Consider the following 25498-nt stretch of genomic DNA (forward strand, 5'->3'; position numbering starts at 1 on the left):
TATTATTCACAACCACCCATTCTCTTTCATCCACTCGTAGCAGCGATCTATCCAATGGCCCGCGTTGTTATCCCTTCCGGCGAAACCGTGGCCACCTTTGGGGTATACATGCAGTTCGGCGGATATGCCTTTGGTTTGCAGGGCGGTATACATGTTAACACTATTGGCCACTTTAACCGTATGATCATCGCCCGCATGGGCCAAAAAGGCTGGCGGCGTATTTTTAGCCACCTGCTTATCTGCCGAATACAGATCTACCAACTGTGCCGATGGTGTTTTACCCAGTAAATTATCGCGCGATCCTTTATGCATCAGGCTATCGCTCAAGCTAATAACCGGATAAACCAGCACCATAAAAGTTGGACGCAGGTTGGTATTCTCTTTATTATCAATAACAGGTTTATCAAAGTGCGTACCTGCCGTAGCGGCCAAATGCCCCCCTGCCGAAAAACCTATAATACCAACTTTAGCCGTGTCAACACCCCACTCTTTGGCGCGCATGCGTACTATTTTAATGGCTTGCTGCGCATCCTGCAAAGGGCCTATGTTTTTATCCTTCATCCAGGCATCACTGGGCAGGCGGTATTTTAACACGAAAGTTGCTATGCCACGTTTTAAAAATTCATCGGCAATGGCCGTACCCTCGTGCGTGTATTGCAAACTGGAGTAGCCACCGCCGGGGCATATTACAACCGCCGTACCATTACCCTTTTCGGGGATGCGAACTTCGAGCGTTGGGATGGACACCTTGGTGTATGCTATACTACCCGTTTTGCCAACCGTTTTTACTTCGGTATTGGCAGTTGCTATGGAGTTAGGTATTTTACCTTCGGCATATAGCGAAATAATGGTTTGGGCCTTTAAGCTTAAAGTTGTTAAGCTAAGGAGTACGGTTATAACAAGGTTTTTCATTGAGTAATGTTGGGTTAATGGAAGATGTAATAGGTAAGATGGAAGATTGATTACCTAAAATAGGTTCATCATTCACATCTTCCATCTTACCTATCACATCTTACCTCTCTTCAAATCTACATAAACCGGTTCATTTCTGTCACAGGTAATTTTGCCATCTGCGTATTTCAATTCAACAACTTGTATCAAACTGCGGCGGGCCTCGGGCGAGTTAGCGGGTGCGGGATTAGCTTTCGACCTTCCGGGATGGGTGAAGTAGTACAAATAAGCCCTATCGTTACTTACCAGCACATAGGCATGGCCACCAATAGCCTGGTCGTCTTTACCGGTTCCGGGGAGTTCAAGCAGGCGTTCTTCCTGTCGTTTCCAGTTGAGCAAGTCGGTGCTTTGGTACACACCTAATCCTTTCCAGTTATCAACTATCATCCATTCAATCCCTTTCCATTTAAAAGCTATTGGGCCCTCGCCGGGCATATCGTGTATGGCTTTGCCTTTATCCGTCCAGTTATCCAGATCAGGGCTATCGGCATAGTAGATAGATTTATGGTCGCTTTCGTTATTGTACCACATGCGCCAGGTGCCATCGGGCAGTGTGTACACGCAGGGGTCAATTACCTTATCGGTAGCCAGTTTTATGGTTGAAATATATTTCCAGTTCAATAGGTCAGTACTGGTGAGGTGGATTATATTGCGCGGGTGCTTCCAATCGGTAAATACACCGGGCACATAGGTAAGATACATGTGGTACAAACCTTTATTCTCTATCACTTCGGGTGCCCAATGGGTGTACTCGGCTGTTGGGCGATAATTGATGTTTGCGGTATCTCTGTATTTCCAATTGGCACCATCGATACTTTCGGCGATGCCTATCCTTGTGCCATGTACCCAGGTTACACCTACCGCGTTTGCATCGCTGGCCCGACGGTTGGTGTAAAACATCCACCATTTTTTTTCCTTCTTGTTCCAGATAATGGTTGGATCGGCAGCACCATCGTAAACCGGATCACGGTATAAAGGTTTAGGAGCCAGTTTGCCTGCTGGTTTGCTTTGCGCGGATGTGTGCGTTGGTGCCAGCCACATGGCTATAATTATGACCGCTATGTATTTAAGATGATTCATTTAAGGGTTTAATTGGAGGCTTAAATATATGGATTTGAGTTTAGACTGGCTGTACTGTTAGTAATGAAGGATTGAATTATGCGACATGTTTGTGTTAGGGATAGCAGTGGAAAGCCCGGAGTGAGCCCCCTATCGGCGAATGAGGACTTGTAACGGATAGCCCGGGCCGAAGGCAACGCCCAAATCTCCAATAACTGGTTGTGCTCAAGAGCAGAGTAGAGATAGCCAACCATAACAATTTGATTACAATTATCAAATCATGACTTATAAGTCATTTTTAATATAACGCGTTTTGACTTTTGGGTACAGTTCTTGTTTAACTAATTATAAAGGAGGATAATACAATGGAAAAAGTAAATGCAAAATACAATGTAATAAAGAAGAACCCGGGAGCAGTATTAGCTTTTTTGTTTTTACTTACCGCTTTGGTATGGTCGGCAGTAACCAGTATTGTTTAAAATATTAGCTTATAATGCTTAATAACAGCTTTTTTAGGTAGAATTTATTCTATAGGCTTTAGTCTGCGGGTTTATTTGTTTAACTCCTCTTCTATTTTATCCTGCATCTGTTTTTTATACGTATCATTTAAATGATACTCTTTTGTGTCATTTACCTCGCCATTATATAGTTGCAGTATCCTATCATTTATCATTTTGCTCTGTTTTTTATACAATGCGCATACATTACAGCCCAGCAGATGAATGCGCAATTCTATTTCTTCGCGAAAAGTAATTTTGGTGAATGCCTTTTTTTCTACCAGTAGTGTAGCCTTTTTACAATTGTAGAGTATCTTTTTTAGCTCGTTCATATCATCTCCCCTCTTATTAAATCCAGTTTTTTTGTAAGCAAGCCCGCAAGTTAAGCTTGGCGCGGTGGATGATCACCCAAAAGTTTGACGAGGAAACCTTCAGCTCGGCACAAATCGTTTCTGATGCTTCATCGTCAATGTGTTTCATGGTAAAAACCGAGAGCCACAGGGGCGGCAGTTTTTGCATACAGGCTTTGAGTATCTGGTTAAACTCTTTGCTTTCCAGCGGATTATTTTGCTCTAAACCAAATTGTTTTGGCCTATGTGCTTCATTCCAATGGCCGTCGTTCACATCAAAAAAGTTTTGATCATTGGCCGCATCCGTAATATCCGACGATACTACCACCGCCGATTTTTTGCGGTACACATCAATTATCTTGTTCTTTAATATCGCGGTGAGCCAGGTGCGCTCGCTGCTTTTACCTTCAAATTTATCAGCCCGTTGCAGGGCCGCTAAAAAAGTTTCCTGCACCAGGTCTTTAGCCTGCTCCTCATCGGCAATGCGTACACGGGCAAAGGCATATAAGTAATCGGCATGGGCGCTAACCCAGTGCTGCGGTTTGAGTAAGGATGTATCTATCGGCATTATACGTTTTAACTATTTACTTAGTCGGGGTTGTTGGGCATACCTTACAAATAAAAAAAACAATCAGGCTTAAAACAGCAGTACCTTGCCCTGCTCCGGGTAAACCAGCTTCAATCCTAATGTATTACCGGCAGCTAATTGCTTTTTAATATCGGGGATATGCCCGCCGGCTGGTTTTAAATGCGTAATTACTACCGGGAAGCTTTTCATCGCTTCGGGCCCGGCCAGTTTGCTTAGGGCATCCATTTCGTGCATCAGCAACCTCGGGGTTAAGTGCCCAAATAACGCTTTATCCGGTTGCTCGTTAGGGAAAGATACCTCTATCATTATGGCCCTAAGCTGCTTCGTTTTTATTAGTTGGGCAACATCCTGCCAAAGCAGGTGCAGTTTGTCGCTTTTTTCAATTTCATCGGCACCGGTATCGCCTAAATATAAAATGAATTTATCTTTACTATGTAGCAAAAAAGCGGTGCTCTCATAGGGGTTGCCGTGGCTTAGGGGAAAAGCCTGCACAGTCATGTTGGTATTATCTACAGCTACCTCATCAGCAACAGCCATTGGTGTATAAGTGTATTTATGCAGAATAGGTTTATCACCTTCGCTGCCAAAATTGGCCCAGTTTTTCCAGGTGAAATAGTTATCGCGCAGCACATTAAGCGTATATGGCAAACCGTATATCTTTTTAGGCGCATCCTCCGGCGAGTTGATGATCATCCCCGCAAGGTGATCTAAATGGGCGTGCGAAATGAAATATCCTTTGATGTAACGCTTTAAAACGGTATCGGCCGGTACGGTAAAAACATGGTTGGCAATGGCTTTTTCAATACCTGCGTGCAAGGTGCCGGCATCTAAACATGCATAAGCATCCGAGCCGACGGGCCCTACCATATAGGCCGATAGGTTACTCTCATCGCTGCCGCCATAAACACCCAACGGCACAACCTTAAATGCTGGCTTGGTTTGGGCAAATGTTATTGTAGAATAACATAAAAGAATAGTAATAAAGCACGGTTTAAGTATACGCATCAGTTTTGTTTTTTGTAGTAATACTTGTACATGGAAAATAATACCGAAGTATTGCGATACTCAGCCCTTGAGCTTATACAACCATCGGAATTATAGGTAAAATAGGTAAGGCACTCGTAATAAGTAGTAGTAGCTGGCTTAGAGGCATCGTAGCTTTTGCCATCGGGCGTAAGCGGATAGTTGCTAATACCATTCATCTGCATCATTTTAACATTCTGATTTTTGTTGTTAAAGGTATAGGTTGCCATCAGCATGCGTTTTCCGTTGATGATGTTAAACGTTTTGATCTCATTTCCCCGTTTATCAAAGTAGCTTTCCTGATCGCTTGTCAGGGTATCATTTTTAAATATTTTGACGAACTTGATCTTACCGCTATTGGTGTAAACATACCTGTTATCAAACTTAATTACTTCTTTAACAGGCGATAGTGTATAGTATAAATTAACCTCGTGTACCAATTGATGTTTGCTGTTATATTTGCTTACCAAATTTGCTGTTTTTTTAGTGATTACATCATTGGTTTCGCTATGTACGCTAAACACTTTATTGGTGTTGCCTATATATTGGGTTATAATCTTATTACTAATACCACTTTTTCCACCAACCGTATTTACTTCGGTTACCCGGCCAAATTTGTTGTATTTATAAGTATCAGTATATACTCCACTCAAGTACTTTGAAACCCTGGAGGCTAACAAGCCTTTTTCATCATACATGTTGATAATTGACACCTCTACTCTACCTCTTTGATAATGTTCGTTTTTTATCTCCTTCCCTTTTTCATTATAATAATGCAAGGTAGAATCGTCCGCTATAGTGGTTTTTAACTGATTGCCGTTTTTGTTGTAAATAATGTGTACCGAAGGCACACTATCACCCGTTAGTTTACCATCCTTAACGGTTAATTGGTAACCATTCATTTCGGTTACTTTTAATTTTACGATACGGTCCGGATCGTAAAACTGTGCCCTGGCATTAAAACCTATCACTAACATAATGATAACTAATAAATTACGCGGATGTTGGAGTATCGCTAAACGCTTCATGCTATATAATTTTTCACTACTGATGCACGAGCCTTACATATTCCATAAACATTATCCTATTCATTTAAAATACCATTTATAATAATCAATCAGCTTATTGTTTTTGTAGGTTTCCTTTTGGGTACAAAAGCCATATTTATCATATTTGTAAATTTCGGTAACAGTTTCGTGCCTGATTAGGCCATGCCCCATTTTTTCTACAGAACGCAAATCATCTTCGTTCAGGTGGTAATGATTGGTAAATTTCAGCAAATCGCCGTTAGGGTTTAAAACGCTTTCTGCCGCGAAAGTAATTTTACCGTTATCTACACTGTAATCTTTAACTCTACCATCTTTATCATACTTTTTAACGAATATCAAGTGGCCCTCTTCATCATAAAATTCAACCACCTTTTTCATACCGGCCCCAAGCCCGGTATAGGTATACTTATAACGCTGCCGCTGAATGCTTTGACCTTTAAGTGTGGTCCAATATTCGCGCAAAACTTCATTTTTGGAGCCATATTCAAAATGGTGTTGCGTATAATCCGGATATAACGATTGCGTGTGCTGCCATCTTTTAACCGTTTCGGCCATAATCATATTGCCCCGTGCATCGTAATCAAACATCGTAATGCTTTGGTCCGATTCATCTTTAGTGGTAATGGTTTGTTTTATCAGGCGGCCTTTTGCACCGTACTCGTTACTATAGTGGTAAACATTGCTTTGCTTTAAACAGATGCCTGTTTTATAAAAACCAATACTATCCACCAAAACACTATCGCCGGGTTCAGTGGCATTGGCAAAATAATAGCAGATTATTTGTTTGATATGCCTTTTGGCGATAATACGCTGCTCCCGTATCGAAGTAAAATCGCCCTGAGCGAATAACGCAGTATGCGCAACGCAAAGAAATATAAGCAGGAATAAACTTCTTTTCATGGGCGGCAAATGCAATTATTGGTGTAAGATAGCAAGGCATTAATCAATAGCAAAATCATTTCAATATTATTATCTTTGCACCCTCGTAACGGGCAGGCACATACACGCCATCCCCCAATCGTTATACTACAATACAATATGGTTTATCCCGAAATAGAACGAAGAAAAACATTTGCCATTATTAGTCACCCCGATGCCGGTAAAACTACCCTTACCGAAAAGTTTTTGCTTTTTGGAGGTGCCATTAACACCGCGGGAGCTGTAAAACGCAACAAGGCCAACCAAAGCAATACTTCGGATTTTATGGAGATCGAGAAGCAGCGTGGGATCTCGGTTGCTACATCGGTAATGGGTTTTGAGTACAAGGATAAGCGTATTAATATATTAGATACCCCCGGTCACAAGGATTTTGCCGAGGATACCTACCGTACCCTAAGCGCTGTAGATAGCGTTATTTTGGTGGTTGATAGCGTAAAGGGAGTTGAAGAGCAAACCCAAAAACTGATGGCCGTTTGCCGGATGCGCAATACCCCGGTTATCATTTTCATTAACAAAATGGACCGTGAGGGTAAGGATACTTTTGATTTGTTAGACGAGATAGAGAAACAACTGAGCATTAGTCTGTGCCCCCTATCGTGGCCAATTGGACAAGGATATTTATTTAAAGGTGTTTATAATATATACGAGCAACAGTTAAACCTGTTCAATCCGGATAAAAATAAGGTGACCGAGGCTTTAGTTAAGGTAAAGGATTTAGATGATGAGGAACTAACCAAACACCTCACTCCAAAAGAAGTTGATGGACTAAAAGATGATTTAGAATTAATAGGCGGCGTTTACGGCGAACTGGATAAGGAAATGTACCTGGAAGGCTTGTTGGCACCTGTATTCTTCGGTAGTGCCATCAATAACTTCGGCATCCGCGAATTGCTGGATACCTTTGTAAACATTGCCCCAAGCCCTAAAAGCCGTGAAGCCGAAACCCGTGAGGTTTTAGCTACCGAAAAGCCTTTTACAGGATTTGTATTTAAGATACATGCCAACTTAGACCCAAACCACCGCGACCGCATCGCTTTTTTGCGGATAAGCTCGGGCAAGTTTGAGCGTAATAAATTTTACTACCACACCCGCCTCGGCAAAAAGCTAAAATTCAGCAATCCGATGGACTTTATGGCCAACGAAAAGAGCCTGGTTGAAGAAGCCTGGCCCGGCGATGTTGTTGGCTTATACGATAGCGGCAACTTTAAAATTGGCGATACCTTAACCGAAGGCGAGCAACTACAGTTTAAAGGCATCCCAAGCTTCTCGCCCGAAATATTTAAAGAAGTTGAGAACCGTGATCCGCTGAAAAGCAAGCAATTAGAAAAAGGCATCCAGCAACTAACCGAAGAAGGCGTAGCCCAGCTATTTATACAGCAACCCGGTAACCGAAAGATCATCGGTACGGTTGGGGAGCTTCAATTTGAGGTAATTAGCTTCCGTTTGGAGCATGAGTATGGTGCCAAAGCAGCCTTCCGCATGTTAACTTTTAAACGTTCAAGCTGGATCACATCAACCGATAAAAAGAAACTAGGCGAAATCATCCAGCGCCGGGCCCACAACATAGCCACCGATAAAGAAGGCAACCCCGTATTTTTAGCCGATAATGATTTTATGATCAACCTGGCTAAACGCGATTTCCCGGAGGTTGAATTTCATAGTACTTCGGAGTTTAAAAAAGAGAAGTGATATTGCACAGGTAAGAGGACGGATAACAGAAAACTGAAGAATTGAACTCTAAAACTGTGTCATTGCGAGGTACGAAGCAACCGCACGGAGGCAGAGCGGTTTTACAGAGCAACTATATAGCTCGTGCGAATAAAACCGCTTCAATGATACCACCCCAAACTCAAGTCATTCCAATTTGAGTTTTCTTTATTAATGAGGTCAACTTTAGCTTGGCGCGATCCCGCTTTCAATTGCTTTTCACGATCTATCGCATCATTTATCCACTGAAAATACTCAATATAAATTAATTTATTACAGGCAAACTTCTTTGTAAAGCCTGCATGAATACCTTCCTTGTGTTCCCAAACCCGTTTTGTCAGATCGCTGGTAACTCCAACATAAATTACTGTGTTGCCATTATTAGTAAGCATATAGACATAGTATTGCGAAAGCTGCATATCCCCAATAATGGCTAAAATAAATTAGCTGCAAAAGCTAACCGGGTTAACTGCTGTTGCTTTTTTCCAATGAACATAGTTTATGATGTTGCCAATCTGTATAGCAACTCGGCTTACGTGCGGTTGCTTCGTACCTCGCAATGACACAGTTTGTTAGTGTATACTTCATCCCACAAAAAAAGGCCTCTCCAAAATGGAAAGGCCTTTTCAAAAATCTATAAGCTTGAGCTTATTTTACTGAATCAACAACTGCTTTAAAAGCATCCGGGTGGTTCATTGCTAAATCGGCTAATACCTTACGGTTTAAACCATTGTTAGCTTTAGTTAATTTACCCATTAATTGTGAGTAAGATAAACCATGCTGACGTGCACCGGCGTTGATACGTTGTATCCATAAGCCTCTGAACTCTCTTTTCTTAGCTTTACGGTCGCGGTAAGCGTACTGTAAACCTTTTTCAACTGTGTTTTTAGCAACGGTATAAACCTTGCTGCGTGAACCCCAATAGCCTTTGGCTAGGTTCATGATTTTTTTCCGGCGTCTTCTCGACGCGACTGCGTTAACTGAACGTGGCATTTTTGCGTGTTTTTGGTAGTGAGTGCCTCAACTTAATGTAGGACTTGTATACTCTAATACCTGGTTAAAAAATTGATTACTTACCGATACAAAGCATACGTTTAACGTTTCCTAAGTCAGCATTAGAAACTAAGCTGGTGTGACCTAAGGCGCGTTTACGTTTTGTCGACATCTTGGTTAAGATGTGGCTTTTGTATGCGTTCTTTCTGGTAATTTTACCGGTTCCAGTAAGCCTAAAGCGCTTTTTAGCACTGGAATTGGTTTTCATTTTTGGCATAACTCTGTTTGTTAAGATTTTTAGATATGAGTTTTGAGTATTGAGATAACCGCTCTCCTTTTCCCTAACCCTTATCAATTGTTAATTATTGTATTCTACTGTTGTATTCTACTTTTAAATGTGATGCGATATCTCAATACTCATATCTAACATCTCAAATCTACACTTACTTTTTACCCGCTTTTGGCGTTAACGTAAGAAACATACGTTTACCTTCCAGCTTTGGTAATTGCTCAACCTTGCCTACATCTTCAAGCGCTTGTGCAAAACGCAGCAGCAATATTTCGCCCTGCTCTTTGTACACAATGGCACGCCCTTTAAAATGAACGTAAGCACGTACCTTTTCGCCGCTTTCCAGAAACTTCATGGCATGCTTCAACTTAAAGTCAAAATCATGATCATCGGTATTCGGGCCGAAACGGATCTCTTTAATTACAGTTTGCTTGGCATTGCTTTTAATCTCCTTCAGCTTTTTCTTTTGCTCGTAGATGAATTTGTTATAATCAACTACCTTACAAACCGGTGGAACCGCGTTGGGGGATATTTCAACCAGGTCAAGTTCCTGCTCTTCGGCTATCGCCAAAGCATCTCTTAATGAATAAACACCAACCTCTACGTTATCACCCACCAATCGAACTTCGAGTGCGCGGATGTATTGATTAATGTTGTGTTCGGCTTCTTTCTTTTTGAAAGGTGGCCTTGGACCTCTGTTAAAATTGGGTTTATTTAATGCCAAGTGTTATACTGTTATTTCTTGTTTTATTCGTTGTGTAAATTCTTCAATAGTCATACTGCCTAAGTCGCCTTCGCCATGTTTCCTTACGGATACTAAGCCTTCGGCTGCTTCTTTTTCACCTACAATAAGCATGTATGGTATCTTTTTGACTTCAGCGTCTCTGATCTTTCGACCAATCTTCTCGTCCCTAAAATCAATAAGCCCGCAAATATCCGAATCTTTTAGCGATTCTGAAAGTTTTTTTGCATAATCTTCATACTTTTCTGAGATAGGCAAAACGATGAACTGCTCTGGCGATAACCACAACGGAAAATTACCCGCACAATGCTCAATCAATACCGCAATAAAGCGCTCCATTGAGCCAAAAGGCGCACGGTGAATCATTACCGGGCGATGTTTTATGTTATCGCTGCCAGTGTATTCCAGCTCAAAACGCTCAGGTAAATTGTAATCAACCTGTATGGTTCCTAACTGCCACTTACGGCCAAGGGCATCCTTCACCATAAAATCAAGCTTCGGTCCGTAAAAAGCGGCTTCGCCTGTAACCTGTACAGTTGGCAAACCCTTTTCCGCCGCCGATTCTATGATCGCCTCTTCGGCAATAGCCCAATTTTCATCAGTTCCAATGTATTTGGCTTTGTTTTCCGGGTCACGTAAAGAAATCTGAGCGGTAAAATTGTCAAACCCTAAAGCCTTGAAAACGTATAGTACCAGATCAATAACCTTTTTAAACTCGTCCTTCACCTGGTCTGGGCGGCAAAATAAGTGGGCGTCATCCTGGGTAAAGCCACGTACGCGGGTTAAGCCGTGCAACTCGCCGCTTTGCTCGTAACGGTAAACAGTACCAAACTCGGCAAAACGCACCGGAAGATCTTTGTATGATCGTGGTTTGGTTTTATAAATTTCGCAGTGGTGTGGGCAGTTCATTGGTTTTAAAAAGAACTCCTCCCCCTCCTGCGGTGTTTTTATAGGCTGGAACGAATCGGCCCCATATTTTTCGTAGTGACCGCTGGTTACATATAAATTTTTATGGCCAATGTGCGGAGTAATTACCTGCTCATAGCCGGCTTTAACCTGCGCCTTGGTTAAAAACTGAACCAAACGTTCGCGCAAAGCGGCACCTTTTGGCAACCACAATGGCAAGCCCATACCTACCTTTTCGCTAAAAGCGAATAGCTCTAACTCCTTACCTAACTTACGGTGATCGCGTTTTTTAGCTTCTTCCAGTATGTGCAGGTATTCAGTTAGTTCGCTGGCCTTGGGGAAGGTTACGGCGTAAATACGGGTTAACTGTTTACGGCTCTCGTCGCCTCTCCAGTATGCACCGGCAACGCTCATCAGCTTTACAGCTTTAATGAACCCCGTGTTGGGGATATGCGGCCCGCGGCATAAGTCGGTAAAGTTACCTTGTGTATAAAATGTGATGGCGCCATCGGGCAGGTCTTTAATTAAGTCCAGCTTGTACTCGTCATCTTTTTCAGTAAAATATGCAGTGGCATCGGCCTTACTAACGGGCTTGCGAACAAACTCCGATTTTTGTTTAGCCAGCTCAATGATCTTGTCCTCTATCTTCTTAAACTCATCCGAAGAGAACTCCCTATCACCAAAGTCAACATCGTAATAAAAACCGGTTTCAATAGCCGGACCAATACCAAATTTGGTTCCAGGGTAAAGAGCCTCCAAAGCCTCGGCCATTAAGTGGGCGCTTGAGTGCCAGTAGGTAGCTTTGCCTTGTGTGTCGTTCCAGGTTAGTAATTTAACGGTTGAATCGGTTTCGATTGGTCGGGAAGAATCCCAAACCTGGCCATTTACTTCGGCCGCTAAAACGTTGCGGGCCAAGCCTTCAGAAATGGATAGGGCGATCTGTGCCGCGCTTACCCCTTTGTCGTACTGACGGACTGACCCATCAGGGAGTGTAATGTTAATCATCTACAAACATGATTTTTGCTGCCTTTCTATTTAATCGGTCAGCGGGTTAATAATATTACTTTTTCACAATCGCTTACAAGGCGATTTTAATTTGCTGCAAATATAAGGATTTGGTTGGAGATTTCTGTTTGAAGTAAGCTTGTAAAATCGAGATTATTAAAAATATTGAATCACATTTTACTACCATTCTTCCGCCAGGTTTTTAGCGGGATAATTTTATCGTTAGCAACATCCCAATAGCTAATGGCATAGGTTTTTGCATCAACATAAAACCAATACCGGGTACGCAGTCGTTCTCCAACATCTTCGGAAACCGACACCTTGTAAAAAGGATTCGTTTTGGTAGGATCATTATCTACTACGATAACTAATGGGCGACCACTCCTTTCAACCACATAAGTGTTAAACTTGATAACCTCGGGCAGGGTGGCAATCAGATGCATTGCTTTTTCCTCTTGTTTGGTTACTGTAGTTTTTATGGGTTGTTGTTGAGTAGCAACCGCAGGTAAAAACTGAAACAAAATGAACAGTATAATATGCATTTGACTTGAAGTGATTAAAGTTAGGGATTTGAATAATTATCTCATAAAAAAACTTAAAAGTATATTATTAAATTAGCTTTGATTATCAACCACATAAATCGTCATTATGCGTACCGTTACCAGTAAAATATTTTTATCATTTATTTGCTTAACGCTGATATTGTTCACGGCTTTTATCTCTAAACAGCAAAACCCTTTATACCAACAATTCATTGGCGAGTGGCGTAATATTTATATTAAGATAAGTATGCCCCCTGCCACTACAGCTGGTACCCCGCGGATAATGGAAGCCGACTCGACCAATTGGGAAGCCCGCCTTAAGATACATCCCATACGAACCCATTTTAATGCTGATGGCAGCTATTACTCCGAATATATTAATCTGAAAGATAGCATAACCAGAAGGCCCACCGGTACCTGAGCACTTAAAGCGGATACCATTATTATGTTACAGCTTACGCCTGATAAGAGCGAAACACGCCTACATGTAAGTATTAGCAATAAAGTGGCAACTTTTAGCGGGATGATAGATTTTACCGGTAGCGGCAAAAAGCAGGATAGTTACTACGGCAAGCAGCGTAAGTTTAAATAGTTGCTCACGATAATTATATAAAACGAAGCAGGCATCCGGATAAACCTGATGCCTGCTCAATAAATTTCTAACGTATCTGTCCCTTTGCTATAACTGGAAGGCCTTGAGGTATGGTTTTACATAGTCGCCATAATCTTTCAAGGCGGTGCTTAATGTTTTTACCAGGCTTTTCCTGTCGGTTAATTTGCCTTTTGTAGGTGGTGCCAAATCTTTTACGGGTACGGGGGTTTCGCTTACTTTGGTGGCAAACCAGGTTACGTTTTCGTGTGGCAGCGCTACTCCTAATATCATCCCTGGCAAACCATTGAACGATTCGGGGCCGCCGGTTGTGGTTATCTCATCGGTATAAAAAGCTACTACGTAGATAGAATCCAGAATAATGGCATTGGCACGGCGACATTTGTAACCGGCTACATCCCGGGTTTCGGTGGTAATTTTCCAGTTGATATGGCGGGTACTGTCTTTCACCAAAAAAAGATCGTCGAATACGGTTTTTTGCATAATTACCCTGCCTTCTTCCGTATCGCTAAAAATGGTGTTGTTTTGAACGGCCATGGGGTCGTTACCATAAAAACCATTGTTAGCAATTGTTTCCTCGGCGGGTCTAAACATTGTTTTACCATCGGCAAATGTTAATGTACTTTTATAAGTTTTAAACTGTGGCTGGGTGCGTTTGTACGAATCGTACAGGGGGGCATACCAGGCTTCATTATCTTTATTGATATTCTTTTTAATGAGCGCGAACATATTCACAGTTTTTTCAAACTCAATAGTTCCCTGGGTTGCAAAGTGCGCGTTTTGAGCTACCGATACTTTACCGGCCAGCATTAAAAAGCAAATAAGTAAGGTTAAAATATTTTTCATGATGATATTATTTTTTTGTGGGAGCAGCGCCGCCCATTTTGCTAAAATCGTAAGTAATTGAGAACATAAAGTAACGCTTGATGCTAACATAGCTGTTTTGCGTAATATAGTTACCATAAGCCGAGCGGTTGAAACCAACGTTCTGGTTAAACAAATCGTTCACGGTTGCCGATATTTTCAAATTGCTTTCTTTCAAAAACTTCTTGCTTACCGATGTATTAAAAATCACCTTCGAAAAATCATCGCTAAATGATTTGGTTGCGGCACGGTATTGATAATCGGCATCATAGTTAATTTCAAAGTTTCCCGGAAGGTAAACATTGAAATACGAGTAACCATTCATGGTAAAGCCATTATTATTGGTATTAGGCTGTAGCGATGATTGGCTCACTGTATAACCCGGCTGCCACGAAAAATAGATATCCACTTTTTTCTGGATGTATTTTGACACACCTAAGCTACCGCCATAATTATATGATTTTGTAGTATTTAACACGCTATTGGCATAATTGTAATTTACACTGGTACTTCCGTTTAAACCGAGATCAAAATTAATTCCTTTAATTTTTTGACCATAACGGGTATAAACACTCGCGTTATAAGGGTTGTTGCTGATTAAATTGGAGTATACAGATGTGGTGGTACCTTTTTTGGCATCAGTTATAACATTACTCACAATAGGGTTTGCGGTGAAAGATAAGTTACCACTAAAATAAAACGATTGCCCGCTTAATACTTTAAAGGTATTGTAATTCATATTAAAGTTGTTGCGGAACGATGGCCTCAGATCGGGGTTACCCAAAACGATATTCAATGGGTCGATATTGTTTCTGATCGGTTGGATCTGATCAATAGTTGGCTGGCTTGTATTACCGCCGTAGCGGAAATTTATTGATCTGTATTGCGTAAACCTGTACTGATAGTTCATTTGGGGCGTCCAGTTTAAAAAGCTCCTTTTAAAATGAATATTACCTATGTTATTCACCTGATCAAACTGAACATCGGTAGCCTTGGTGCCAAAATTGAATACCGTTTTAGCCGTGCGATAGTTAAACATGGCGCCCAGTTGATTGCTAAACTGATTAAAATCGTAATTGTTACTCAACGAATCAACAAGTTTATTATAAGTTCCGGTAACACCGGGGTCAAAAGATTTCCTATCGGCCGAGCTATGGTTAAAGCCTGTACCATAGTTAATGATGAGCGAAAGCGTTTTGGTAAAAGGCTCTGAGTAAGTAATATTACTGGTTAAGTTGGATCCAATGGTATTACCTGTTTTATATTGATCAATATTTGATATACTATCTAAACCGGGTTTGTAATTATAAAAAGTGGTTTTCTGCTGTAAATAGCCTGCTGTTTTGCTATCGTTATAAGCTTCGCCAACGCTCCACGAGAATGAGCGGCCAACTTTTTTAAACTTTTTATTATAAAAAATATTAGCGTTAAATATTCGCCCGTCTACATCGTTGGTTAATGATTTATTACTCTTATTAACCAATGTATCAAAATTACGGTAACTGGCCGAACCTGTAGTGCTGTTAAGTTCGCTGTGCTTTAAAGTACCATCAATTGATATTTTAAGGTTTGATAACGAATCGATCTTTAGCTGGTAAACAAAATCCATTTTTTGACGGAAGATGCTGTTGTTATACGATTGATCGGAATTACTGTTGAGTATATAACCCGGGTTATTATTTTGCGTAAGCGTAGTATTTAAGCCATTAACAGCCAGGTAACCCACTTTATAGTTAGCGTTGATATTTACCTTATCGGCATTAAATTTACCATCGTAATGCGCGCCGGCTGTGCGGGCCACAGGTATGCCCCTACCATCGTAATTACCGCCGTAAGCTTCCAGTTCATCACGAATGTATGGGCCATTGTTACCGCCATCATCATCAAACGCCAGGTTGTTTGAGCCTCCGTATTTACTGGCATCGTCCCACCCTAAACCTGTTTTACCGGTATTCGCCAGCGTACCATAAACTGCAAACTTTTGCTTGGCCCTAAATACATTTATAGCTGCCTGTCCCTGGTAAAATTTATCGCTACCTACACCTGCATCAGCTTTACCAAAGTAGCCGTTCTTTTTATCTTCTTTGAGCTTAATGTTGATGGTTTTATTTTTCACACCATCATCAATCCCGGTAAAGGTGGCCTGATCGCTCTTTTTGTCATAAAGCTGTACCTTATCAACCATATCGGCACGTATGTTTTTGGTAACCAGCGTGGGGTCGTCGCCAAAAAACTCTTCGCCATCAACCAATACCTTGCTTACGGTTTGGCCTTGCGCGGTAATTTTACCGTCTTTATCAACCTGTATACCGGGTAACTGTTTTAACAAGTCTTCAACCTTGGCATTGGGCTGCACCACAAAGCTCGATGCATTAAATTCCGTTGTATCTCCTTTTATTTTGATTGCGGCCTTGGTACCGGTAATCATAATTTCGCGCAGCAGGCGCGATTTAAGCTTCAGACTCAAGCGGCCAAAGTTTTTTTCGTGTTTAAGCGAGTCTAATTGAAATTGTTCAATGTAATCGGCATAATCCGGATAGGTTACCATTAGGATGAATTTGCCTTTGCGTAAATTATTGATAGTGAAACTACCTGTAGCCGTGGTACGGGTAAATTTAACCAGTGTTGAATCTTTAGCGTTAAGTACAGCTATGGTTGTATTGGCCAGTTTAGAGTTGGCTACGGTATCGGCAACGGAGCCTTTTATACCATAAATACTTTGAGCATGTAACGTAACCGAGCATAAAAATAGCGCGAAAAAAAGCGTTAAAGGTAGTTTCATTCAGTAAGGTTTGGTTGCGAAAGTTATAACTAAAATTTTAGTAACAATGATTTATATATGTTAAATATTGTAAAATATGTGTTAAATAAGTGTTACTTATTTAAAGATGCTTATAAGGCGTACGTTTCCATAAATAGTTACAAAAAAAGTTTATTTAATGACAGGGGAATTTATTTAACCATTTAAAACAGCTTGCCTCCTACTCTGTTATCGTTATAAACCAATAAATAGTTATGGCAACTAACAAAGGGCCCTTCGGGCGAAAATTGTAATGTCTATCCTGATAAAACAATCAAGTGTATTAGTTAATTAGTACACTACAAAAGTAATCAATAAAACTAGATGTGCAATTATTTATAAATATTTTTTTCATGGATTGCATCGGGATAAATTAGAGAAGGAAATAAAATGGCAGTTGCAAAGAAAACAACCAGAAAATGGTCGGCAAAGGTGACTAAGGAGAGCGACGCGCTTGATTTGAAGAAAGATATTTTTAAATCAAAAGACCCGGAAAAGATAGCCCGCTCGCTCAAGCGCTCGGCCGAGGCCAGCCATAGGCGAAAGGCCTCCCCTTTTCAAAGCGCTATGTCGATGCTTAATTTTTATGAGAACCGCGCAGGCCGCAACTTATCAAAAAAGCAAAAAGCACCTTTAGAAAAAGCGAAAAAAGTATTGCGTAAAATATTTGGACGTGAAGAAAATTAAGAGCCAGCCCTTAGTTTTAATTATTGTTTTTTTACGTATCCCTTAGGGTCTACATTACCTTTGGATGTGGTATCCTTTTTAAGCGAATCGTGGGTGGCTTCCTTTTCGGCTTTGCTAATACTTGCTGTATCGGTTATTGGCGGGCCACCAGCACGGTTAACACTGCTAGTATCCTGGCTACCGTTCAGTGTTTTGTTACTATGATCGCAACCTGCCATATTGATTGATAAAAAGGTTGCAAAAGCAAGCGCCGCTATTAGTTTAGTTACTTCTGTGATGGTACGTTTCATAATAGTTAATTAATGTACGTATCAATACCTATTTTGAGCAGTAATGGTTTTAACAAAAAAAACCTATCAGAATATTTATTACGCCTGGATTAATACCTTAAAATCAGAAATCGAAAATCCAGTTCCAAATTATATATTTCCCCACCCGCTTGCCAGTACATCAGCCAGGTGTACCGTTTTAATTGGCAGGTTATGTTTATCGATATAGCCTTGTAATTGCAACAAGCACGATGCATCGGTTGATATGATCCACTCGGCATCAACAGCCAGTGCATTCTCAACCTTTTGCTGCGCCATGGCGCTGGATATGGCATCAAATTTAACGGCAAACGTTCCACCGAAGCCGCAGCAGGTGGTATTGTCTTTTAGTTCAACCAGGTCAAGGCCGAGTACTTTGCTTAATAAATGGCGTGGCTCCTCCTTTATTTTGCATTCACGCAAGCCACTGCAACTATCGTGATAAACGGCGCGGCCCTCAAACTCGGCACCAAAGTAATCGCGGTTGATCACGTTCACTAAAAAATCCGACAGCTCATGGATATTAGATTGGATGTTACGGCACTTGTTATGGATCACCGTATTGGTGAACAGATCGTTATAATAGTTTTTAACCATGCCCGTGCATGATGCGGATGGCGAAACGATGTATCTGTCTTCCGAAAAATCGCCCAGCCATTTACTACCTATCTCTTTAGCCTCGTCCCAAAAGCCAGCGTTAAACGCGGGCTGCCCGCAACAGGTTTGGTTAGGATTATACTCCACCGTGCAACCTGCCTTTTCCAAAACTTTAACCGTATTAAAGGCCGTATCGGGGAACAACTGGTCGATAAAACAAGGGATAAACAGCTCGATCTTCATCTATAAATATTATTCGGCGCTAAAATCAGAATTTTTGGGAGCATTTACCTCAGCAGTTCGTAAAGAAATCAACAAAATGAATCCTATCACAAAAAAACCGCACAATACTAAGGTTGAATTACGCATGCTCCCTGTTATCTCTTCAATAAAACCAAAGCTAAACAAGCCGCCTACAATGGCCAATTTTTCGGTAACATCGTAAAAACTGAAGAATGATGCCGTATCCGGAATATCCTGAGGTAAATATTTAGAGTATGTGGAGCGCGACATGGATTGTATCCCTCCCATCACCAAACCCACAATAACTGCCACCACATAAAATTGTGTAGCCGTGGTAGTAAAGTAAGCCGCAATACAAACCGCTATCCAAATCGCTACCGTGATGAGCAAAACCTTTACGTTGCCAATTTTATCTGACAGTTTGGACATAATGGTTGCTCCTGCTATAGCTACAATTTGGATGATAAGGATGATAGATATCAGTGCCGATGTTTCCATATGCAATTCTTTAGCCGCGAATCCGGTGGCTACCAGCATAATAGTTTGCACACCCATAGAATAAAAAAAGAAGGCCGGTAAAAAACGTTTCAATAAAGGCATTTGCTTAACCTTACGCCACACATTGGCCAACTCAATAAAACCTCCCTTAATAATGTTATGCGTATGGGTTTCGGCATTGGGGCTGCCTTTGGGTAGTATGGTAAAGGGTATCATGGCAAAGCAGATCCACCATAAACCAACCAGCAAAAAAGACAACCTTGCCGGGAAGCTTGCATCGGTAATACCAAACGTTTTGGGCGATAATACAAAGGCGAAGCATATCAGTTGCAGTAAAACGCTGCCAACATAACCGAATGTAAAACCCTTTGCCGATACGCTATCCTGCATATCCAGGGTTGCAATTTCGGGTAGGTATGAGTTGTAGAATACAAAGCCGCCGCTATACCCTATCGCCGCTAAGGCGAACAAAATGATACTCATTTCGAGGGTATCGGGTGTAAAAAAATACAGTCCGCAACAGGCTACCGAACCCAGCAGGGTAAAAAACATCATGAATATCTTTTTATTGCCCCGGTAATCGGCAATGGCCGAGAGGATGGGCAGCAGCAACACCATGATCATGTATGCGGTAGCCAAAGCATAATCGCTCAAAGCGGTATTCACAAAGCTTTTGCCGAAAAAGTTCACCCGGTTTCCGTTGGCCAGATTAGCGGTAATAGCCACATAATAAGCCGGGAATATGGTTGAAGTGATCACCAGGTTATAGGCAGAATTTGCCCAATCGAACATGGCCCATGCGCGGATGGTTTTTTTGTTGTTTTTGCTTTCCATTGCTGTAGCTAAAAGTAAATAAAAATTGGGGAGTGTGAAATATTCCACCATGTACTTAGTCGATAGAAGAAATGATAATAATTTTTTATTTAAACGCAAGAAGATTTACCTTGTGGTAATATTGTACACACACTATTTTATTAGCTACTTACACATTCCCCTATGTATAACAGGCGTAAATTTATAAAAGCTTCGGCGCTTGGCGCTTCTGTATTAGCCGTATCTGCACCTGGTTTTGCTAATAATCCATTATCAAATGATAACCATGCACCCATAACCGGTAAACCCATTGTAATATCAACCTGGGATTTTGGAGTTGCTGCCAACCAGGAAGCCTGGAAAACCTTAGCAAAGGGTGGCCGCGCGCTTGATGCCGTTGAGGCTGGCGTTAAAATACCCGAGGCCGATATGCACAACCACAGCGTTGGCCGTGCGGGTTATCCTGATAGGGACGGCCACGTTACTTTGGATGCCTGCATTATGGATGAATTTGGTAATTGCGGAGCTGTAGCGGCCATAGAAAACATTGCCCACCCTATATCGGTAGCGCGCATGGTGATGGAAAAAACCCCGCACATAATGCTGGCCGGCGATGGCGCTACCCAATTTGCTATTGAGCATGGTTTTAAGAAAGAGAAACTGTTAACGTCAGAATCGGAAAAAGCATGGAAAGAATGGCTCAAAGGCAAAAAGTACAAACCCGTAATTAATACCGAAAACAAGCTTTATAAAACCGAATTGCCCGGCGGCAAAACCAACCATGATACCATTGGCATGCTGGCTATGGATGCACATGGAAACCTGAGTGGCGCCTGTACCACAAGCGGAATGGCCTGGAAATTACATGGCCGTGTAGGCGATAGCCCTATCATCGGCGCCGGTTTGTATGTTGATAACGAGATTGGCGCGGCAACATCAACCGGTGTGGGCGAAGAAGTGATACGCAACGTAGGCAGCTTTTTGGTTGTTGAATTGATGCGCCACGGCTACTCGCCACAAGATGCGTGTAAAGAGGCCATTAACCGGATCATCAAAAAGAAGCCGCAAACCGCTAAAGAGATACAGGTTGGTTTTTTGGCCATAAATAAAAAGGGTGAGTACGGCGCTTACGCGATACAAAAAGGATTTTCGTTCGCGGTATGCGATGCTAAAAAGCAAGATTTGTTAATCGATGGACCAAGCTTTTATTGAATTGATAAATATTTACTATATTTAGTACCGATTCACCTATTAAGTTACGTTCCGATCCCCCTAATGATAACACTCGAAGTTTGTGCAAACTCCGTAACATCTGCTTTGGCTGCCCAGCAAGGCGGTGCAACACGCGTTGAACTTTGCGATAATTTGCGCGAAGGTGGCACCACACCATCATGTGGACAAATAAAAATAGTACGCCAGCTACTTAGTATTGAAATGTATGTTTTAATACGACCCCGCACCGGCGATTTTATTTATAGCGATCTGGAATTTGAAGTAATGAAGCTTGACATTCAAACCTGTATTGAAAAGGGTTGCGATGGCATAGTAATAGGCATTTTAAAAACCGATGGCTCCATTGATAAAGAACGCTGCGCACAACTGGTTCAATTGGCCCGCATTGGCGGCTTAAAGGTAACCTTTCACCGGGCGTTTGATGTTTGCCGGGATTATTACGAGGCCCTTGAGGATATTATTGAAATTGGCTGCGACAGAATACTAACCAGCGGTGGTAAAAGTACTGCCATGGAAGGCGCCAATACTATTTCCAGGTTGGTAAGCCTGGCCAAAGGCCGCATAAAAATAATGCCCGGCAGCGGTGTAAACGAATACAACATTGCCGATCTGGTTCGTTACTCGGGCGCAAAGGAGTTCCATGCATCGGCCCGATCAAGGGTTGATAGTAAAATGATTTATCGCAACACCAATATTTTATTCAGCGGTTCGGGCGAGGAATATACCATGCATGTTACAGATCCAGACCGTGTTGGCCGCTTAATACAACTGGCTAATAGTGTGGTAATGTAAATTTGATGGAAGATGGAATAGGTAAGATGGAAAATGTGAACTTTGGCAACTTCCATCGGCGCTAATTACGAAGAAGCCCAGGGCGCCTCTTCAAAAAAAGATTTCAATCACAGAATTACCATAGCCTACCGTGAGGCAAGAGAATCGGTGTACTGGTTAAGAATACTAAGAGAGCTTTACGAAGATGAACTAAAAAGGGTATTTGCAAGTATTAAGCTTTCATCTCAAAACAAATAGACACAAAACACATCTTCCATCTTACCTTTTACATCTTCCCTCCTAAAATATGCTTATCGGCACCACAATCTCTACCCTATCAGCATTGCGGTTAGTGCTGAAGATGTTGGCGTTTAGCATGTGGCTGTATCTTATACCAACGCTGTAGTCGAAAAAGTTCCAGAGTTTGCCATCAAAGGTTATCTGTGCGCCGGCGGTGTTAAAGTTGTTATCTATTTTGATGTTGTAATAGGTAGGGTCATAACCGTAGCTATAATCGTAAAACAAGTTGGCCCTGATGCGGGATAGATAGGCGGCATTAATGATACCCAGATCAGGATAAGCGATAGGGAAGTGATAATCTGCCGATAGCTTACTGATCTGGTACAAATTACCCGCGCTGTAACCACGCGAGAAAGTAAAATCGTTAGAGAAATTAGCCTTATTTAACGCATCACGCTGGTGGTAGGCACCGTTAAATATCAAGCTATGGTTGGCAAATAATCCCGGAAGGAAAACCGTACCCGTAGCCAACAACTGATTGCCCTGGTAACCATTAATAGCATTTTTATAATTCAAACCCAGGTTTAAACCCAGGCTTGGGTAAATATTCTTTTTAGCCGAGCGGCCATGGCTGGTAAAGCTCAGAAAATTATTAAGGTACAATAATTCGCGACTATTTGAAGGCAGATCGTACGGAGGGTCAAAATAATTACGGCTGTAAACCAAACTGCTACCCACAGATAAACCTGCTGCCAAACGGCCTTTTGATAGCGTGAAAGGCAGTTGCACACCACCATGATATTGAATCTGATCGTAATAAACGGCACCCTTACTGCCTGATCCTTCGCGGTTAACTATATAATCGGCACCGGCAGACAGGTACGGAAACCACGCCCCGTAAATAAAATCCAACCCATACTCGCTGTACCCTTCGTTGCTGTTATAATTGTATGATAGTTCGGTTATCATGGTGTTGAGCACATTATTACCTTGCAGGGTAACCTTGTAATTGGGGCTCTCAAAATCGGGCTGTAAGGTGTGGAAGTTAAGCAGATGGAAGGCCTTATTATATTTGGTAACCTCGGGATGAGTGTTGTTTACCGATGCCAGCAGATTAACCGCGTTGCCTTTGTTTAGCGTCGTGATGTCCATATCCGGTAACGAACCGGGTATGGCGTTGCCCTCCAATGGCTCCCATTTTATTTTGCTGTTATCAGCCTGTCGAACTTCGTAGCCATAGGCGGTAAAGCTAACCCAAGCCAGTTTATTTGCCGATGCCGTTGGCTGGTAATTGCCTATATCGCCTAAAAGGGTATCGTTTTGCAGGCGGTACAATTTTTTATCCGTTAACGATAGCGCGAACAAACCATCATTCACACCCTCTGTTGCCGAAAAGTAAACCTTATCGCCGCGCACAGATGGAAAACCTATAGGTTTGATAGAGAAAGGCAGCAGATATTCGGTATTACCGGTAGCCACATCGGTTGAAGCGATAGACATGGTGCCATCCTGCTTTCGTACTGCCGAAATGATATGATCGCCATAAAACTTAGGGTAGGTATAAAACAGCTTATCCTGATTTGGCAAGGCGGTTATCAGCCTGCCATCTATACCCAAAATATGCAATTGGTTTGTACCATTGGGTAATACCTGCACAGCCACAATCCGCTTACCATCGTTACTGATGGATGGCGAAAAGTATTTGGTACTTTTGGTAACGCGGGTTTCCTGGCCGGTTTTTATATCAACCAGGGTTATCTCCGAGTAATCGCGGTAGCCCCAGCGCAGGTTAGGGCGGTATGATGCATAGATGATCTTGCCATCGTGATAATCAAAATAATTATCGATAGTGAAATTGCGCCCCTTAATTACGCGCTCTTTACCATTGGTATTGATCACAAAAACGGCAGGCTTATCATAAGTTGTTTTGGTGTAGATGATGCTGTTATCATCTACATAGGCCGGATATTCCTGGTTGGCGATAAAGTGTTGGTGAGGGTTGGAATCTTTTGCCTGTCTTACTGGCATACCAAACGCCTGGTAATTATCACTCGCTGTACCCTTTTCTGGGATGAATTTATTAAATTGCTGATAATATTGATTTAAAGCACTTCGATAAAAGTCGGCAAATTTAACACCCGAATATTTTTTTACTGCCGATTGCATTGGGTAGAAATGATATAACGATGCGGCATCATGCGTAACATTCTTCCAAAAATCCTCACCATATTTTTCTCGGCCGTAGCTTACCAGCATGTAGCCTAAGGGGTAATGATCGGGCACGTAATCTTGGTACGACCCGTTGCGGAGTTTCATGTAGCTGTAGTTTTTTCCTGCTGCCCATAAAGCACGATACCCATTAAAAAAGTAAGGTAAACGGCCACGGCCCTGGTTGGTAACATAGGTTTCGTTAAACACGGCATCACCCTCAAAAAACCAATTGGGTATGGCAATTTCGTTACCGAAGGATTGCCCGCCTTCGCCTAAAACGATTCTCAACACATGCGAAAGGCCCACATTAAAATTATTGAATTGCTGCACATGGCGGAACTCATGAACGGATAACTGATCGGCAAAGCGCAGGCTGCCTAACTCAAAAGAATTTTGGTCGGGCGTTAAATAAAACTCACTTCTGAACGGCGCCAAACCCACATAACCGTTTGATTGTGTAGTTTGGTTTTGCAGCACAATGCTTACCTGCCTTTGCTTTTGGCCAATGGTTGGCTGTATCCGATTGTACATTTGCGCTATAATGCTGGCCACACGCTGCCCTACCGAATCCATCCCGGCAGGGAAAATGATACGTGCTTCGGGTGTATTAACCTGTCGCCATTTAATTTCGGGTGGGTTACCGCCATAGTTTTGCGCCTGTGTTAAAGTGGCAGCAGTTAGCAGCAATAGCAGTATGGCAGGTTTAATCAGGTGGCGCATCAGGTTTTTATTTGATTGGTGAAAATAAGATATTTTATATGAAAATTTGATGAAGCGGCTAGCTTGTTAAAACGGGTTATTCTGATGGCCGAAGAACCGGCTATATTTTAACCCCGAATTCCCCCCTGCAAATCGCCGGGTATTAATAATACCGCTGTAACTTTTATGCGTTTTATTATTCGGATACTTCTATTTTAATCTAAACTTTTTAAACAATGGGGCAATTAAAACTAACATAATTCAACTTATAGCCGATAATGGC

General features: G+C 41.9%; 26 protein-coding genes. 7 read left to right on the forward strand and 19 right to left on the reverse strand.

Annotation, left to right across the window (positions count from 1 at the left end; all coding sequences use genetic code 11):
• Nucleotides 1–6: 6 nt before the first annotated feature.
• The 7 genes from ABIN91_RS06355 to ABIN91_RS06385 form a co-directional block, all read right to left on the reverse strand.
• The gene (locus tag ABIN91_RS06355) at nucleotides 7–912 is read right to left on the reverse strand and encodes an alpha/beta hydrolase (RefSeq protein WP_348049636.1); all 906 of its coding nucleotides are present in this window, start codon (nucleotides 910–912) and stop codon (nucleotides 7–9) included.
• Between the two features lie 93 nt (nucleotides 913–1005).
• Nucleotides 1006–2031, reverse strand: a complete 1026-nt coding sequence (locus ABIN91_RS06360; protein ID WP_348049638.1) for a glycosyl hydrolase — start codon at nucleotides 2029–2031, stop codon at nucleotides 1006–1008.
• 529 nt (nucleotides 2032–2560) lie between these two features.
• Nucleotides 2561–2839 (reverse strand): hypothetical protein, encoded by a 279-nt coding sequence (locus ABIN91_RS06365; RefSeq protein ID WP_348049640.1) that lies wholly within the window; start codon nucleotides 2837–2839, stop codon nucleotides 2561–2563.
• Between the two features lie 16 nt (nucleotides 2840–2855).
• Nucleotides 2856–3425, reverse strand: coding sequence for a sigma-70 family RNA polymerase sigma factor (locus ABIN91_RS06370; protein ID WP_348049642.1), 570 nt, complete (start codon nucleotides 3423–3425; stop codon nucleotides 2856–2858).
• A 69-nt stretch (nucleotides 3426–3494) separates the two neighbouring features.
• A complete protein-coding gene (locus ABIN91_RS06375; RefSeq protein ID WP_348049643.1) occupies nucleotides 3495–4451 on the reverse strand; it encodes a 3',5'-cyclic-nucleotide phosphodiesterase in 957 nt (318 codons plus the stop codon).
• Nucleotides 4451–5497, reverse strand: a complete 1047-nt coding sequence (locus tag ABIN91_RS06380; protein WP_348049645.1) for a hypothetical protein — start codon at nucleotides 5495–5497, stop codon at nucleotides 4451–4453. The genes ABIN91_RS06375 and ABIN91_RS06380 overlap by 1 nt, the downstream gene beginning before the upstream one ends.
• 60 nt (nucleotides 5498–5557) lie before the next feature.
• Nucleotides 5558–6418: a hypothetical protein gene (locus tag ABIN91_RS06385; protein ID WP_348049647.1), complete on the reverse strand. Its 861-nt coding sequence runs from the start codon at nucleotides 6416–6418 to the stop codon at nucleotides 5558–5560.
• Nucleotides 6419–6556: 138 nt separating this feature from the next.
• Between ABIN91_RS06385 and ABIN91_RS06390 the strand changes: the two genes are divergently transcribed.
• Nucleotides 6557–8146 (forward strand): peptide chain release factor 3, encoded by a 1590-nt coding sequence (locus ABIN91_RS06390; RefSeq protein ID WP_348049649.1) that lies wholly within the window; start codon nucleotides 6557–6559, stop codon nucleotides 8144–8146.
• 140 nt (nucleotides 8147–8286) lie between these two features.
• Here ABIN91_RS06390 and ABIN91_RS06395 read toward each other — a convergent pair whose 3' ends face one another.
• The 6 genes from ABIN91_RS06395 to ABIN91_RS06420 form a co-directional block, all read right to left on the reverse strand.
• A complete protein-coding gene (locus ABIN91_RS06395) occupies nucleotides 8287–8583 on the reverse strand; it encodes a GIY-YIG nuclease family protein (protein ID WP_348049651.1) in 297 nt (98 codons plus the stop codon).
• Between the two features lie 229 nt (nucleotides 8584–8812).
• Nucleotides 8813–9157 carry a 50S ribosomal protein L20 gene (rplT, locus tag ABIN91_RS06400; RefSeq protein ID WP_121198130.1) on the reverse strand — a complete coding sequence of 115 codons (345 nt, stop codon included), beginning with the start codon at nucleotides 9155–9157 and terminating at the stop codon, nucleotides 8813–8815.
• A gap of 76 nt (nucleotides 9158–9233) precedes the next feature.
• Nucleotides 9234–9434: a 50S ribosomal protein L35 gene (gene rpmI / locus ABIN91_RS06405; protein ID WP_348049653.1), complete on the reverse strand. Its 201-nt coding sequence runs from the start codon at nucleotides 9432–9434 to the stop codon at nucleotides 9234–9236.
• Nucleotides 9435–9600: 166 nt separating this feature from the next.
• The gene (gene infC, locus ABIN91_RS06410) at nucleotides 9601–10170 is read right to left on the reverse strand and encodes a translation initiation factor IF-3 (RefSeq protein ID WP_348049655.1); all 570 of its coding nucleotides are present in this window, start codon (nucleotides 10168–10170) and stop codon (nucleotides 9601–9603) included.
• Between the two features lie 3 nt (nucleotides 10171–10173).
• On the reverse strand, nucleotides 10174–12099 hold the full coding sequence (thrS, locus tag ABIN91_RS06415; protein ID WP_348049659.1) for a threonine--tRNA ligase: 1926 nt from the start codon (nucleotides 12097–12099) through the stop codon (nucleotides 10174–10176).
• Nucleotides 12100–12269: 170 nt separating this feature from the next.
• Nucleotides 12270–12641, reverse strand: a complete 372-nt coding sequence (locus ABIN91_RS06420) for a hypothetical protein (protein WP_348049662.1) — start codon at nucleotides 12639–12641, stop codon at nucleotides 12270–12272.
• Nucleotides 12642–12747: 106 nt separating this feature from the next.
• On the opposite strand from ABIN91_RS06420, the gene ABIN91_RS06425 reads away from it, so the two are divergent.
• Together ABIN91_RS06425 and ABIN91_RS06430 are read left to right on the forward strand one after the other, a co-directional pair.
• Entirely contained in the window at nucleotides 12748–13062 is a 315-nt protein-coding gene (locus tag ABIN91_RS06425) for a hypothetical protein (RefSeq protein WP_348049664.1), read from the forward strand.
• A 24-nt stretch (nucleotides 13063–13086) separates the two neighbouring features.
• Nucleotides 13087–13233, forward strand: coding sequence for a hypothetical protein (locus ABIN91_RS06430; protein ID WP_348049666.1), 147 nt, complete (start codon nucleotides 13087–13089; stop codon nucleotides 13231–13233).
• 87 nt (nucleotides 13234–13320) lie between these two features.
• Here the strand turns inward: ABIN91_RS06430 and ABIN91_RS06435 are convergent, their stop codons facing one another.
• Together ABIN91_RS06435 and ABIN91_RS06440 are read right to left on the reverse strand one after the other, a co-directional pair.
• Nucleotides 13321–14097, reverse strand: coding sequence for a GLPGLI family protein (locus ABIN91_RS06435; RefSeq protein WP_348049667.1), 777 nt, complete (start codon nucleotides 14095–14097; stop codon nucleotides 13321–13323).
• Between the two features lie 7 nt (nucleotides 14098–14104).
• Nucleotides 14105–16897 carry an outer membrane beta-barrel family protein gene (locus tag ABIN91_RS06440; RefSeq protein WP_348049669.1) on the reverse strand — a complete coding sequence of 931 codons (2793 nt, stop codon included), beginning with the start codon at nucleotides 16895–16897 and terminating at the stop codon, nucleotides 14105–14107.
• A 408-nt stretch (nucleotides 16898–17305) separates the two neighbouring features.
• Here ABIN91_RS06440 and ABIN91_RS06445 point away from each other — a divergent pair, with 408 nt between their 5' ends.
• Nucleotides 17306–17602 (forward strand): DUF3175 domain-containing protein, encoded by a 297-nt coding sequence (locus ABIN91_RS06445; protein WP_348049671.1) that lies wholly within the window; start codon nucleotides 17306–17308, stop codon nucleotides 17600–17602.
• Between the two features lie 20 nt (nucleotides 17603–17622).
• Here ABIN91_RS06445 and ABIN91_RS06450 read toward each other — a convergent pair whose 3' ends face one another.
• From ABIN91_RS06450 to ABIN91_RS06460, 3 genes are all read right to left on the reverse strand, one after another.
• Nucleotides 17623–17892, reverse strand: a complete 270-nt coding sequence (locus ABIN91_RS06450) for a hypothetical protein (protein WP_348049673.1) — start codon at nucleotides 17890–17892, stop codon at nucleotides 17623–17625.
• Between the two features lie 129 nt (nucleotides 17893–18021).
• Nucleotides 18022–18750 (reverse strand): (Fe-S)-binding protein, encoded by a 729-nt coding sequence (locus ABIN91_RS06455; RefSeq protein ID WP_348049675.1) that lies wholly within the window; start codon nucleotides 18748–18750, stop codon nucleotides 18022–18024.
• Nucleotides 18751–18759: 9 nt separating this feature from the next.
• Nucleotides 18760–20082 (reverse strand): MFS transporter, encoded by a 1323-nt coding sequence (locus ABIN91_RS06460; RefSeq protein ID WP_348049677.1) that lies wholly within the window; start codon nucleotides 20080–20082, stop codon nucleotides 18760–18762.
• A gap of 162 nt (nucleotides 20083–20244) precedes the next feature.
• Between ABIN91_RS06460 and ABIN91_RS06465 the strand changes: the two genes are divergently transcribed.
• From ABIN91_RS06465 to ABIN91_RS06475, 3 genes are all read left to right on the forward strand, one after another.
• Nucleotides 20245–21273 carry a N(4)-(beta-N-acetylglucosaminyl)-L-asparaginase gene (locus tag ABIN91_RS06465; RefSeq protein ID WP_348049679.1) on the forward strand — a complete coding sequence of 343 codons (1029 nt, stop codon included), beginning with the start codon at nucleotides 20245–20247 and terminating at the stop codon, nucleotides 21271–21273.
• Between the two features lie 63 nt (nucleotides 21274–21336).
• Nucleotides 21337–22086 (forward strand): copper homeostasis protein CutC, encoded by a 750-nt coding sequence (locus tag ABIN91_RS06470; RefSeq protein WP_348049681.1) that lies wholly within the window; start codon nucleotides 21337–21339, stop codon nucleotides 22084–22086.
• A gap of 42 nt (nucleotides 22087–22128) precedes the next feature.
• Nucleotides 22129–22323 carry a four helix bundle protein gene (locus tag ABIN91_RS06475; protein ID WP_348049683.1) on the forward strand — a complete coding sequence of 65 codons (195 nt, stop codon included), beginning with the start codon at nucleotides 22129–22131 and terminating at the stop codon, nucleotides 22321–22323.
• Between the two features lie 42 nt (nucleotides 22324–22365).
• Here ABIN91_RS06475 and ABIN91_RS06480 read toward each other — a convergent pair whose 3' ends face one another.
• Nucleotides 22366–25236 carry a hypothetical protein gene (locus tag ABIN91_RS06480; RefSeq protein ID WP_348049685.1) on the reverse strand — a complete coding sequence of 957 codons (2871 nt, stop codon included), beginning with the start codon at nucleotides 25234–25236 and terminating at the stop codon, nucleotides 22366–22368.
• Between the last annotated feature and the right edge of the window lie 262 nt (nucleotides 25237–25498).

Origin of the sequence: Mucilaginibacter sp., assembly GCF_039921305.1 — a bacterium.
Taxonomy (GTDB): domain Bacteria; phylum Bacteroidota; class Bacteroidia; order Sphingobacteriales; family Sphingobacteriaceae; genus Mucilaginibacter.

Coding starts and splice junctions, on each gene's coding strand:
- ABIN91_RS06450 (WP_348049673.1), bottom strand. CDS start 17,892: ATGAAACGTACCATCACAGAAGTAACTAAACTAATAGCGGCGCTTGCT.
- ABIN91_RS06430 (WP_348049666.1), top strand. CDS start 13,087: ATGTTACAGCTTACGCCTGATAAGAGCGAAACACGCCTACATGTAAGT.
- ABIN91_RS06470 (WP_348049681.1), top strand. CDS start 21,337: ATGATAACACTCGAAGTTTGTGCAAACTCCGTAACATCTGCTTTGGCT.
- ABIN91_RS06390 (WP_348049649.1), top strand. CDS start 6,557: ATGGTTTATCCCGAAATAGAACGAAGAAAAACATTTGCCATTATTAGT.
- ABIN91_RS06420 (WP_348049662.1), bottom strand. CDS start 12,641: ATGCATATTATACTGTTCATTTTGTTTCAGTTTTTACCTGCGGTTGCT.
- ABIN91_RS06395 (WP_348049651.1), bottom strand. CDS start 8,583: ATGCAGCTTTCGCAATACTATGTCTATATGCTTACTAATAATGGCAAC.
- ABIN91_RS06465 (WP_348049679.1), top strand. CDS start 20,245: ATGTATAACAGGCGTAAATTTATAAAAGCTTCGGCGCTTGGCGCTTCT.
- ABIN91_RS06435 (WP_348049667.1), bottom strand. CDS start 14,097: ATGAAAAATATTTTAACCTTACTTATTTGCTTTTTAATGCTGGCCGGT.
- rplT (WP_121198130.1), bottom strand. CDS start 9,157: ATGCCACGTTCAGTTAACGCAGTCGCGTCGAGAAGACGCCGGAAAAAA.
- ABIN91_RS06445 (WP_348049671.1), top strand. CDS start 17,306: ATGGCAGTTGCAAAGAAAACAACCAGAAAATGGTCGGCAAAGGTGACT.
- ABIN91_RS06455 (WP_348049675.1), bottom strand. CDS start 18,750: ATGAAGATCGAGCTGTTTATCCCTTGTTTTATCGACCAGTTGTTCCCC.
- thrS (WP_348049659.1), bottom strand. CDS start 12,099: ATGATTAACATTACACTCCCTGATGGGTCAGTCCGTCAGTACGACAAA.
- ABIN91_RS06440 (WP_348049669.1), bottom strand. CDS start 16,897: ATGAAACTACCTTTAACGCTTTTTTTCGCGCTATTTTTATGCTCGGTT.
- ABIN91_RS06385 (WP_348049647.1), bottom strand. CDS start 6,418: ATGAAAAGAAGTTTATTCCTGCTTATATTTCTTTGCGTTGCGCATACT.
- ABIN91_RS06380 (WP_348049645.1), bottom strand. CDS start 5,497: ATGAAGCGTTTAGCGATACTCCAACATCCGCGTAATTTATTAGTTATC.
- ABIN91_RS06460 (WP_348049677.1), bottom strand. CDS start 20,082: ATGGAAAGCAAAAACAACAAAAAAACCATCCGCGCATGGGCCATGTTC.
- ABIN91_RS06480 (WP_348049685.1), bottom strand. CDS start 25,236: ATGCGCCACCTGATTAAACCTGCCATACTGCTATTGCTGCTAACTGCT.
- ABIN91_RS06425 (WP_348049664.1), top strand. CDS start 12,748: ATGCGTACCGTTACCAGTAAAATATTTTTATCATTTATTTGCTTAACG.
- ABIN91_RS06370 (WP_348049642.1), bottom strand. CDS start 3,425: ATGCCGATAGATACATCCTTACTCAAACCGCAGCACTGGGTTAGCGCC.
- ABIN91_RS06355 (WP_348049636.1), bottom strand. CDS start 912: ATGAAAAACCTTGTTATAACCGTACTCCTTAGCTTAACAACTTTAAGC.
- rpmI (WP_348049653.1), bottom strand. CDS start 9,434: ATGCCAAAAATGAAAACCAATTCCAGTGCTAAAAAGCGCTTTAGGCTT.
- ABIN91_RS06375 (WP_348049643.1), bottom strand. CDS start 4,451: ATGCGTATACTTAAACCGTGCTTTATTACTATTCTTTTATGTTATTCT.
- ABIN91_RS06365 (WP_348049640.1), bottom strand. CDS start 2,839: ATGAACGAGCTAAAAAAGATACTCTACAATTGTAAAAAGGCTACACTA.
- ABIN91_RS06360 (WP_348049638.1), bottom strand. CDS start 2,031: ATGAATCATCTTAAATACATAGCGGTCATAATTATAGCCATGTGGCTG.